Here is an 11,411-nt window from a genome sequence, read left to right as displayed (position 1 = left end):
GATCCTATCCCTTCACGGCGCCTGCGGTCAGACCGGAGACGAGATGTTTCTGAACGGCGTAAGTGAGCAGCAGCGCCGGCACGATCATCACCACGGCCAGTGCGCACATGCCGCGCCAGTCGATGGTGAACTCGGCGGTGTAATCCAGCAATCCGACCGGCAACGTCTTGCTGTTGGTCGAGCGGGTGAGCTGAGAGGCAAGCGCGAACTCGTTCCAGGCCGTGAGGAAGGCGAAGATCCCGGCGCTCGCGATGCCGGGGCGGGCAAGTGGAAACTCGACCTGCCAGAAAGCCTGCCAGCGGGTGCAGCCGTCGATCTGCGCCGCCTCGGCGAGATCGCGCGGGACCTGCCGGAAGAACCCGTCGATCAGCCAGATCGTAAACGGCACATTCATCGCGACATAGGCCAGGATCAGCCCGAAATGCGTATCGATGATCCCAAGCTTTGCGTAGATATAGAATAGCGGTAGCGAAAGCGCGATGCCCGGCACCGTCCGGGTCAGCATCAGCCCCAGAAACCACCCCGACTTACCCCGAAAGCGATACCGTGCAAACGCATAGCCGCCCGCCATTCCGATCATGAGCGCGATCACCGTCGAGGTCACGGCGATGATGATCGAGTTGCGGAAATAGTCGATCACCGGAATACCCCCGCTGCCCACACCCGAGAACATCGCCACATACGCGTCGAAATTCAGCTCTCGCGGGAGCCAGACCGGTGGCTTGGCGATGATCTCGACCGTGGGACGCAGCGAGTTCAGCACGATCCACAGTCCTGGCAGGCAGATGATCGCCATCGCCAGGAACAGCGCAGCATTCAGCGCCCACCGGGTGAGAAGTCTGCGGATGCGTGAAGAACGGTTGGCGTCCATCTCTACCACTCGGCCGCGATCTGCTCGCGGGATTGGGCGAGCTTGCGGAAGAAGATCACCGTGAACAGGATGGACAGCAGGATGGCGACATAGGCCATCGCATTCGCCATCCCCATCCGCGCATCCGAATAGCCCGTGCGCGCGATCAGGGTCCACAGCACCTCGGTGCGCTGCGCCGGGCCGCCATCGGTCATGATCTTGATGATGTCATAGGCCCGCGCAACATCCAGCGAGCGGATCGTCATCGCGATAAAGGCGAACGGCATCAGAAAGGGCCATGTCACATAGCGAAAACTCTGCCACGGCGTGCAGCCATCGACGCGCGCGGCCTCAATCGGATCGCGAGGCATCGACATCAGCCCGGCGAGGATGAAAATCGCGAAGACGGAAGTCGAGGACCATACCTCTGCGGCGATGATCGAGAACATGGCGAGATTCTGGTCGATCAGCCACGGGATCGCCCGGTCGGTCAGCCCGATAGATTGCAGCGCGTTATTCACCAGTCCGATATTGTCGTTGAACATGAACTTGAACTGGAAGCCCACGAGCACCGGAGAAAACATCATCGGAAACATCAGCAGCGTGCGCAGGATGCGTTGACCGCGGCTGGCCCTCTCGATCAGCAGGGCGAGGCACAGCCCAAAGACAAGCTCCAGGTTCAGCGCCACGGTCAGCAGCAAAACGGTGCGTCCGAAGGCCGACCAGAAATCCCCGTCGCTCAGCAGCCTTGCATAGTTGCGCAGTCCGACAAAATCATAGATCGAGTCCGGCCGGGTCAGCCGGAACGGGGTCAAGCTGGACCAGAGCGACAGGATCAGCGGCAGGACCACCACCGCCACCAGCACCAGAACGGCGGGCAGCAACAGCAGCATATGCGGAGGAAGTCGCCACGGCTTCATGTGGTCACGGCCCTGCTTGAGATCATGGTGCCGGAGAGAGAGCTTGCCCTCTCCGGCCAGTGACGGCTCGGCTTACAGTTCGCCGGCGTCTTCAAGGACCATCGTGGCCTCTTCGACGGCGGTGTCGAGCGCCTCTTGCGCGGTCTTGTCGCCCAGGATCGCGGCCTGAAGCTCTGGGTAAACGGCATTGGTGATCCCGATCCAGCTTGGCGTTCGCGGCACCGGATAAGCGCCCTCCGACGCTGTCTGGAACGCGGCCAGAGCCTCGGCGCGATAGGGGTCGTCCTGCGCCTCTTCGATCACGTAATCCCAGACCGCGTTTCGCGTTGGCAGCGGTCCTGCCGAGCTTTCCAGCTTCTGGCTGTCCTCATTGGTCAGGAACCACGCCAGCGACGCGGCGGCTTCGGGATTGGCACAATCCTCGGTTACTGAGAAACCGTGGAAGCCCGACCAGCCGCTGCGCTCGCCCGAAGATCCTTTGGGCGGCGGCACAACACCGATATTGCCGGCGACCTTGCTGGAAGACGGGTCGCCGAAGAAGCCCATCCAGCCGGGCCAGTCATGGTCAATCGCGACAGTCCCCGATGCGAAACCCTGTCCGAGATCGTCCCACAGATAGTTCGGCACCCCATTGGGCACCGCGCCGGCCTCGTAGAGATCGACAAACCACTGCATCGTCTGGAGCCCGGCCTCGGAATTGAAGGCGGGGCGGCCCTCTGCGTCCAGAAACTCGCCGCCATTCGACAGCAGCATCTCATAGAAGCGCCCGGCGATGGCTTCTTCCTTCCCGGCATATTGCGTTCCGTAGAAATCCGGCGGATTGGCGAAGAATTTCGCCTGATCGGCAAGCTGGTCCCAGGTGTCGGGCGGAGCCAGCTCATAGCCGTATTCTTCCTGAAAGGCGCTCTTGTTGTCCTCATCCTCATAGAGCGACTTCTGGTAATAGACTGCCGATACGTCGAACTGGGCGCGCGGCAGCATCACCAGACGGTCCTCCAGCGTGGCGGCCTCGAGCGTGGCGGGCACGAAATCGGCCAGCGCGTCTTCAGGCAGCAGCGCGCGCAGATCGGTATAGATTCCCGGATATTGCGGCGCGAAAGAGGAGTGGTTCGATCCGACGCACCAGCCGAGCTGGCCGGTGGCGATGTCGGATTTGATCTCGCGGTCCAGTTCGAAGTGGTTCTTTTTCGAGATCACGCTGACGGTCGCGCCGGTCGCCTCCTCCCATTCGGCGATCCGCGCATAGAGCGCTTCGTATTGCTGTCCGCCGATCAGCTTCGCTTCGATGGTCACGCCCTCGAAATTGCCTGGCAACTCCTGCGCACCCGCCACGCTGGCCAGCAGGACCCCGCCAAGCAACGCTGTGCTCGTCGTCAAGATTTTCATGGTTCTCCTCCCCTCGAGCACCGGCTACGCGCAAATCTATTGCATTGGTGAGTGCTCGATTTATATACAAATACTCAGCGGTCAGCCTGTCAAGAAACTTCTGGGCACCCGTTCAGCATTGACCTATGTGAATGCTCCGCTTCATGGAGGAACGATGTCCCAAGACGAACGCTACCGTGCGCCTGCCCTGGACAAGGGGCTGGATATCCTTGAGTTGCTGGCCGGAATCGATGGCGGGCTTTCGCAGGCAGAGATCGCAAAACAGCTCGGCCGGACCCCGAACGAGCTCTACCGGATGCTCGACCGGCTTCAGCGGCGCGGCTATGTCACGCGAATCGATGGAGATCGGTTTGCGCTGACGCTAAAGATGTTCGGGCTGGCGCAGCTTCACGCGCCGACCCGCCGGCTGGTCAGCTATGCGACTCCGTTGATGCGCGATCTCACGCAGCAGGCGCGGCAAGCGGTGCATCTCGCCGTGTTCGACCGCGGGCGCGTGGTTGTGATCGCTCAGCAGGAGGCGCCGGATTACTGGGGCATCAGCGTCCGTGTGGGCTCTCACATCGGGCTGTTCGACACCGGCTCGGGTCATATCCTGCTTGCCTTCACCTCGCCCGAGCGGCGCGAGATGATGATCGCGGAAAACCGCTCTGAAGGCAGCGGAGCGGTCCCTGAAAGCCTTCGACAACGGTTCGGGAGAATCCGTGAGCAGGGCTATGAAACGATGCCTTCGGCGCAAACGGCGGGGGTTTTCAACCTGTCTGCTCCGATTCTCGCTGGGGACGGGAACGCCATCGCCGCTTTGACCGTGCCCTATATCTCGCTGGTGAATACGACTGCTGCGCCCGACATGTCCGATTGCGCGCATCTGCTGGTCCGGACCTGCCGGAAACTCTCGGAAATGGCCGGCAACAGGAACGGGGAAAACTGACGCCGCCAGTTGCGGCAGGGGAGGAGACATGACCGGGATTTTGGATACCCATTTGCACACTGTGGATCGCAGCCGCATCCGCTATCCGTGGATTGACGGTGCGGGCGCGTTGGATCGCGACTGGAGCCATGCCGAATATGCGACCGAGGCGGCCGGGCTCGGCATCGTCGGCGCGCTGCATATGGAGGTCGACGCGGCACAGGAGATGATCGCAGCCGAGACCGAGATGATCGCGGGGTTGCCGCCGCGCGATGATGTGCCCATCCTGGGGATCATCGGTGCTTGCCGACCGGAACATGACGGCTTCGCAGCCGAGATCGAGCGTGCTCAGACACGCAAATCGGTGGTCGGCTTTCGGCGCGTGCTGCATGTCGTGCCGGACGCGCTTTCCGAAAGCGAAACCTTCCGCGCGAATATCCGCAGGCTCGGCCCGGCGGGTCTGCCCTTCGATCTTTGCGTGCAGGCACGGCAGCTTCCGCTGGCGATTGCCCTGGTAGATGCCGCACCGGACACGCAATTCGTTCTGGATCATTGTGGCGTGCCGGATATTGCCGGTGGCGCCTTCGAAGGCTGGGCCTCCGATATGGCCGAGTTGGCGCAGCGCCCCAACGTCGCGGCGAAGATCTCTGGTCTTCCGGCCTATGCCTCGGCGGGTTGGACAGCAGATGATCTGAGGCGGTGGACGGATCACGTCGTGTCGCATTTCGGCTTCGACCGTCTGGTCTGGGGCAGCGACTGGTTCGTCTGTACGCTGGGCGGCGGGCTGACGAAATGGGTCGAGGCAAGTCGGGCGCTGTTCGGCGACGGCTCCGACACAGAAAAGGCTGCGCTTTTCGCGGGCAATGCGCGACGGATCTGGCGGCTGACAGACGGCTGAAAGGTCAGTCTGCCGCGAAGCTGGCCGCGAAAAGCGTTTCCAGATCATTTATCGCTGCACCGAAATCCCGGTCGCGCAGCGCCTGGCAGATGCGCTGCGAGGCGCGCTGCTGAAATCCCATATAGCCGTCATGCCGCGGCCTGAGCCATGCAGCGCCCAGACTGCGCGCGGTGCCGGAGTAGAAGCCGCCAGCCGCGGCATCGACCTGTGGATCGGTCCAGGCCGCGGCATGTCCGACTTGTCCGCCTGATGCGGCGTAACGGCCGCGCTGCACCTCGGGCCCTGCGATATGCTGTGCAAAGGCGATCGCCGCGTCGCAATGCTGCGAAAAGGCCGACACCGCGATCCCGGTGCCGCCAAGTGCGGAGCCGCCGACACCCGCGCCGGGATAGCTCTGCGGGATGTCGTGAAAGCTGAGCCGGGTGGCCGTGCAGTCGCGCCTCGCATAGCTGACATAGCCATAGATCAGCGGCGCGCAGAGGATGCCGGTCCCCGTCGCCATCCGGTCGAGCAGGTCGATCGGGTCCCAGTCGAAACAGGCCGGATCGATCAGCGCCGTCAGCCGGGAGAGGCGGTCCAGGCTTTCGATCCCGGCCTCGCGGGGGATCAGTTGGCCTGCGCCCTCATTCCGGCAGGGATGCCCGGCATTGGCGCAGAGCGTATAGAAACACATCAGGGCATGCGGCGCGCGCAGCGGCAGCGCCACGACTCCCGACGCGGCCAGATCCAGCACCTCATCCCAGTTCTCCGGCGCCGCCGCGAGTTCGGGGCGCAGCGCCTGGACCTGAGCCGCCGCGTCGATGGGATAGGCCCATTGCTGTCCCTGCCAATGATAGCTGGGATAGGACAGCCCGACACTGCCCCGCGCAATCTCGGGAGCGCCCGGCAGGGGAATGAGGCAGCCCTCCGCGGTGATCTGTCCGACATGGGGATGGTCTATGACGATGAGATCGTAATTTCGGGCAAGCTCCTCGACCGGATAGCTTTCGAAATCCTGAAGCGAACGCTTGTCCCAGGTGATCATGGGATTTCCGTTCTCGGCCCAGGCCGCCGACACGGCCAGCATCGGGTCATAGCCGCGAGGATGGCTCCAGGTCATGCCGCGCAGGGTGGTCACAGCCCGAATTCCCGCCGGATCAGCGCCGAGTGATCGCCGATACCGGGCGCGGCGGCGCTGCAGGTCGGGCGTCTTCCGTCGATCGTCAGCGGAATGCGGGTCGTGTCGATTGTAATGCCGTCACTCCGGCTCACCCGCTGCAACATATCAAGCTCGGCGAATCCCTCGCTTTCCAGCAGAGCAGGCCAGTCCATCACCTCGGCGCACCAGATATCTGCGGGTTGCATAACGGAAAGCCAATGCGAGACGGTTTCCTGCAAGAGCCGTGCCGCGATTGCCGCCTTGATCTCATCGCGCAGCCGAAAGCCAGCATCCGCGTCGCCTTTGGTCAGGTCCGGTAAGCCGATCAGCTCGAACAGGTCGGGAAGCGGTGTCATCGCAAGGGCAAGATACCCGTCCTTGCAGGCATAGACGCCATAAGGGGCCGAGAGATATGCGTGGGCGCCATTGACCGCCGCCCGGCGCGGCGGGCGGCGGCCGTCATTGAGATGGGTGGTCAGCACCTCGAACTGAAGGTCGATCAGTGCCTCGATCAGCGAGGTCTCGACAAGCCGTCCCCGCTCGCTTACCGCGCGCCCCACCAGTGCCGCGAGGATCCCCTGGCTCAGCGCGACACCCGCCATCATATCGGCCACCGCCAGCCCCATCGGGACCGGGCCCTGATCGGCGTCCCCCGTCAGCCACATCAGCCCCGAGCGCGCCTGCGCCAGCAGATCCTGACCCGGCAGCCCGACCCATGGACCGCCGGTCCCATAGCCGCTGATCGAGCCATAGACGAGACGCGGGTTCAGCGCGTGGACAGGCCCCCAGTCGAGCCCCATCCGCGCGGCAACACCGGGTCGGAAGTTCTGGATCATGACATCGGCCTGCGCGAGCAGTTTCCGAAGCGCCTCGAGATCCTGCGTATCCTTGAGGTCTAGGGCGATGCTCTCCTTGCCACGATTGATCGCGTGAAAAATCGTGCTGTCTCCGCCTATCTCGGTATCCGAGAGATAGAGCCGCCGCGAGAGATCGCCGACGCCGGGCCGCTCGACCTTGATGACGCGCGCGCCGAGGTCGGAAAGGCGCAACGAGCAGTAGGGACCGGAGAGAAACTGGCTGAGATCGACGACGATCAGCCCTTCCAGCGGCAGGTCGCCGCGCTGTCCGGCATGGTCGCCGTAATCCCGCTGGGTCATGCCCGTCCCCGTTCCCGTTGTGACAGCGACGTTAGCGGCGGCGGGAAGGGGTTTCAAGTTCGCATATGAAGATCGCGTTCATATAAGAATCCGCCCAGTGTCATATAACAGCCGGTAGCCCGAAAATGATCGCCAACCCGGCGATCAGCGCCAGCCCGACCTGCAGCGGGCGGCGCAGCCCGATCAGCCCGTGAGAGATCACAACACAGCCCAGGCCGACCGCAAATGCCGAAGCGACTGCCGCGACGGGGGACTCGGCCAGACGGATCAGCTCGGGCCATGCAACCATTCCCATCGGAATCAGGTAAAGCCCGACCCCGAGCGCCATCGCCGTCAGCGCGACGCGCAGCCAGTTCTCTTGCGCCATCCCCGCCGCGATGAACACCGCTCCGCAGACCGGTGGGGTGATGGTCGACAGAAGCGCGAACCAGAAGACGAACAGATGCGCCTGCAATGGCTCCAGCCCGAGCGACGTCAGAGCTGGCCCGGCAACCGAGATGCAGATGACATAGGCGGCGGTGGTCGGCACCTCCATACCGAGCACGAGGCAGGCGAGGGCGGTCAGTATCAGCGAAGGCCAGATCTGCCCGTTCGAAGCCGACAGGATCAGCGAGGTGATCTTGACGCCCAGCCCGGTGATCGCCAGCACGCCGATGATGATCGAGGCGCAGATAATGATCGCCGCGATCAGCGCGACCTGCCGTGCGGCGGTGATCAGCGCCGTTTCGGCCCGCGACGCAGCCCGGCTCAGATCAAAGCGCAGATCGGCCCCGAACAGCAGCAGAGCAGCCCCGGCAATAATCGCAAGCGACGCCGCGTATTGCGGTGTGTAGCCGATCAGGAACATACCCAACAGAAGAACCGCGAAGGGCAGGGCGAAGAAGGCCGAGGTGATCGCAAGCTCGCGCCGGCCGGGCCGCTGATCGGCGGGCAGCGCGCCAAGACCCATTCGCCGCGCATAGGCGTCGATGCCGAACCAGACCACGGCGAAATACAGGATAGCCGGCAGCAGCGCCGCCGCAATGATCTGGGTGTAGGGCACCCCGGTCAGCTCGACCATGACGAAAGCGCCAGCGCCCATCAGCGGCGGCATGATCTGACCGCCCGACGAGGCGACCGCTTCCACGGCGGCGGCGATGCGCCGGGGATAGCCAAGCCCGATCATCGCCGGGATGGTGATCGCGCCGGTCGAGGCAACATTGGCCGAGGCCGACCCCGAGATAGAGCCGAACAGCGCCGAGGAAATCACCGAGACCTTCCCGGCCCCCCCGCGAAGCCGCCCGGCGACGGCGGCGGCGAGATTCATGAAGCCGCGCCCTGCCTCGCCCGCATTCAGCACCGCGCCAAAAATCACGAAGATGGCCACCACACCGACCGAAACCCCGGTGAGCTGGCCGAAAATGCCGCCCTCCGCGAGGGTCAGTGTCCCCATGAGGCTTGCCGGTGGAAGGGGTGCATGACCGAACTCGCCCGGCACATATTGTCCGAAAGCCGCATAGAGCAGCGCCAGAGCGGCAATAAGCGGCAGCGGCCAACCGATGGCGCGGCGTGCGGATTCGAGCACCGCCAGCAGAAGTATAGCGCCGACCGCATACTGAAAACCGGTCTCTACGAAGCCGTATTGATCCGCCAGACGGTCGGCGTTCATCGCGATCCAGAGCGCTGCCGCCATGGCAGCGACCGCAAGCGCGGCGCCGATCAGATCGGGCACGCGCCCGCGCGGCTCCGCAAAGATAAAGATCCAGGGCAGGATCAGCGCCAGATGCAGCGGCCGGGCGACCAGATTTGGCACGATCCCCGAAAAGATCAGCCCGAGATGAAAGCCGACCAGCACGATCGCGGCGGCCAGCATGGCCAGCCGCCGCGTCTTTGGGGTCGTCTGCGGTGTCATTCGGCGATCGTGACGCCTGCTTCTTCGTAATAGCGCGCCGCACCGGGATGCAGCTGGCCCAGTTCGGCGACCTGTTCGGTGCCGACCCCGGCCCACCAGGGCGCGGTCTCGGCCATCTTGTCGCGCTGTTCCCAGAAGGCCTTGGTCAGCGCATATGCGGTGTCATCGTCCATGTCGGTCGTGGTGAACGCCACGACCGGGAGCCCGGTGGTTGTGATGTCCCCCGATTGTCCCGGATAGACATCCGCGGGAATCAGGACTTTGGCCTGACCGGTCTGGGCGATCTGTTCCTCGCTCAGCGACAGGATGCGAACGCCGTCCCCGGCAGCCGCCTCGATCACATTTGGTGCGGGATAGCTGCCCGCAGTCACGAAACCGTCGATCTGCCCGTTGGTCAGCGCATCACCGGCATTAGACAGCTCGGCATCAGCAATGGTGACGCTGTCGGTCAGCCCGAAAAGATCGAGATATTTTTCGCCTTCGCGTGCCCCGAAACTGCCTTTGCCCAGAAGAATGCGCTTACCTTCAAGCGCGTCCAACGTGGTCGGCCCCTCGCTACCGCCCATGACGAAATGCATGGTCAGCGACGGAATCGGAAACAGCGCCCGGATCTCCGAGAATTTGGGATCTCCCTTGCCTTCGAACGGGCCAGAGCCCTCTTGCGCACCCGCGACAAGCGAGGGCGGGCTGGTAAAGACATAGTCGCCACCGCGGGCCCGGACTTCCATCACGTTCTGGACCGAGCCCTGACTTTCCTCGACGGTCATGGTGATGTCGTCGCCGGTTGCTGCCTTGACCGCCTCGGCCAGCTCCACCCCCATCTGATAATAGGAGGTGCCGGTTTTGGCGGATTTATAGGTGAGCCGGGTGTCCGCCTGCGCGGCGGACGCGGCCAGAATTATCGTCCCGGCCAGAGCCGCCTGTCGCCAGTAAGTCATCATCAGTTCCTCCGATCTGTCTTCGCGACTACAATCGGCGGTTCGCGCCTGCTGTCAACCGATCCCAGGCCCTCAGCGCGGCGAGGCCGAGAAGACCTGTGGCGCCGTGCCCGCCTCGGTCCGGCTCAGGAATTCGCGCGCAGTGTTCAGCGCCTCGCGGATCGTCACATCCATGTCGAGATAGCGATATGTCCCCAGCCGGCCTACGAAGGTGACCCCGTCCTGCTGCTCGGCCAGAGAGATATAGTCCTCAAGCAGCGCCTTTTCCTCGACCAGACGGATCGGGTAATAGGGAATGTCTTCGGGCCCGGCGGCGCGGCTGTATTCGCGATAGCAGACGCTGCCTTCATGGTCCTCCCACGGGCTGAAATGCTTGTGCTCGGTGATGCGGGTATAGGGCACGTCGCGGTCGCCGTAATTCATGACCGCGCAGCCCTGATAGTCGCCCTGATGGGTGAAACGCTCGAAATCAAGCGTCCGGTAGCCGAGCCGCCCCAGCCGGTAATCGAAGAACCCGTCGAGCTGGCCCGACCAGAAGACGTGATCGGCCCCGTCGCGCATCTCGGGAGCAAAGGGGGTGTTCAGCTCGACCGTGATGTTCTCATGATCGAGGATCGCCTCGATCATCGGCGTATAGCCGTCCTTGGGCATGCCCTGGAATTTGTGGAAGAAGTAATTGTCGTCATAGTTGAAGCGTAGCGGCAACCGCTTGAGAATGCTGGCCGGCAGATCCTGCGGCGAGCAGCCCCATTGCTTTTCGGTATAGCCCTTGAAGAACGCCTCATACAGAGCCGGCCCGACGAAGCGCAACGCCTGCTCCTCGAAATTCTGCGGCTCGTCGATGCTGGTGTCGGCCTGTTCCTCCTGGATGAAGGCACGGGCCTCTTCGGGGCGCATGGTGCGGTCGAAGAACTGGTTGATGGTCAGCAGGTTGACCGGCAGCGAATAGACCGCACCCTGCGCGGTGGTCTTGACCCGGTTCTGGAACGGCATGAATTCGGTGAAGCCGTTGACATAGGCCCAGACCTCTTCGTCATCGGTGTGGAAGATATGCGGGCCGTAGACATGCATCATGACCCCGGTCTCCTGATCGCGCTCGGTATGGCAGTTGCCGCCGATATGGTCGCGCGCGTCGATGATCCGGCAGCGATGCCCCGCCTCGGCCAGGCAACGCCCGATCACCGCGCCGGACAGCCCGGCCCCCACCAGTAGAATATCCATCGCCAAGCCTTGCTCCTGTCTCTCTCGGTCACGCGCGCCCATCCCTTATCAGCGCGGCAGGCTTTGCGGAAGATGACCTATTCTCAGGAAAATCTCGACCCTTGG

Annotated in this window: 10 protein-coding genes; 2 read left to right on the top strand and 8 right to left on the bottom strand. The window is 63.5% G+C overall.

The window, feature by feature from the left end; translation table 11 throughout:
* Nucleotides 1–4: 4 nt before the first annotated feature.
* From PAF18_RS11635 to PAF18_RS11625, 3 genes are all read right to left on the bottom strand, one after another.
* Nucleotides 5–871 carry a carbohydrate ABC transporter permease gene (locus PAF18_RS11635; RefSeq protein ID WP_271115880.1) on the bottom strand — a complete coding sequence of 289 codons (867 nt, stop codon included), beginning with the start codon at nt 869–871 and terminating at the stop codon, nt 5–7.
* A 2-nt stretch (nt 872–873) separates the two neighbouring features.
* Nucleotides 874–1,743 (bottom strand): carbohydrate ABC transporter permease, encoded by an 870-nt coding sequence (locus PAF18_RS11630; RefSeq protein WP_271115879.1) that lies wholly within the window; start codon nt 1,741–1,743, stop codon nt 874–876.
* 99 nt (nt 1,744–1,842) lie between these two features.
* The gene (locus PAF18_RS11625; protein WP_271115878.1) at nt 1,843–3,156 is read right to left on the bottom strand and encodes an ABC transporter substrate-binding protein; all 1,314 of its coding nucleotides are present in this window, start codon (nt 3,154–3,156) and stop codon (nt 1,843–1,845) included.
* Nucleotides 3,157–3,310: 154 nt separating this feature from the next.
* On the opposite strand from PAF18_RS11625, the gene PAF18_RS11620 reads away from it, so the two are divergent.
* On the top strand, nt 3,311–4,084 hold the full coding sequence (locus PAF18_RS11620; protein WP_271115877.1) for an IclR family transcriptional regulator: 774 nt from the start codon (nt 3,311–3,313) through the stop codon (nt 4,082–4,084).
* A gap of 28 nt (nt 4,085–4,112) precedes the next feature.
* On the top strand, nt 4,113–4,961 hold the full coding sequence (locus PAF18_RS11615) for an amidohydrolase family protein (protein ID WP_271115876.1): 849 nt from the start codon (nt 4,113–4,115) through the stop codon (nt 4,959–4,961).
* Nucleotides 4,962–4,965: 4 nt separating this feature from the next.
* On the opposite strand, the gene PAF18_RS11610 is transcribed toward PAF18_RS11615, so the two are convergent.
* The 5 genes from PAF18_RS11610 to glf form a co-directional block, all read right to left on the bottom strand.
* A complete protein-coding gene (locus PAF18_RS11610) occupies nt 4,966–6,078 on the bottom strand; it encodes a type 2 periplasmic-binding domain-containing protein (protein WP_271115875.1) in 1,113 nt (370 codons plus the stop codon).
* Nucleotides 6,075–7,256, bottom strand: coding sequence for a CaiB/BaiF CoA transferase family protein (locus PAF18_RS11605; protein WP_271115874.1), 1,182 nt, complete (start codon nt 7,254–7,256; stop codon nt 6,075–6,077). The genes PAF18_RS11610 and PAF18_RS11605 overlap by 4 nt, the downstream gene beginning before the upstream one ends.
* A gap of 100 nt (nt 7,257–7,356) precedes the next feature.
* Nucleotides 7,357–9,147: a TRAP transporter permease gene (locus tag PAF18_RS11600; RefSeq protein ID WP_271115873.1), complete on the bottom strand. Its 1,791-nt coding sequence runs from the start codon at nt 9,145–9,147 to the stop codon at nt 7,357–7,359.
* Nucleotides 9,144–10,088 carry a TAXI family TRAP transporter solute-binding subunit gene (locus tag PAF18_RS11595; RefSeq protein ID WP_353620658.1) on the bottom strand — a complete coding sequence of 315 codons (945 nt, stop codon included), beginning with the start codon at nt 10,086–10,088 and terminating at the stop codon, nt 9,144–9,146. The genes PAF18_RS11600 and PAF18_RS11595 overlap by 4 nt, the downstream gene beginning before the upstream one ends.
* Before the next feature lie 69 nt (nt 10,089–10,157).
* Nucleotides 10,158–11,306, bottom strand: a complete 1,149-nt coding sequence (gene glf, locus PAF18_RS11590) for a UDP-galactopyranose mutase (RefSeq protein ID WP_271118121.1) — start codon at nt 11,304–11,306, stop codon at nt 10,158–10,160.
* Between the last annotated feature and the right edge of the window lie 105 nt (nt 11,307–11,411).

This window comes from Paracoccus sediminicola, from assembly GCF_027912835.1.
Classification (GTDB): domain Bacteria; phylum Pseudomonadota; class Alphaproteobacteria; order Rhodobacterales; family Rhodobacteraceae; genus Paracoccus; species Paracoccus sediminicola.
Note: the sequence above shows the minus strand (reverse complement) of the source record. Positions and strands in the feature narration are given on the sequence as shown.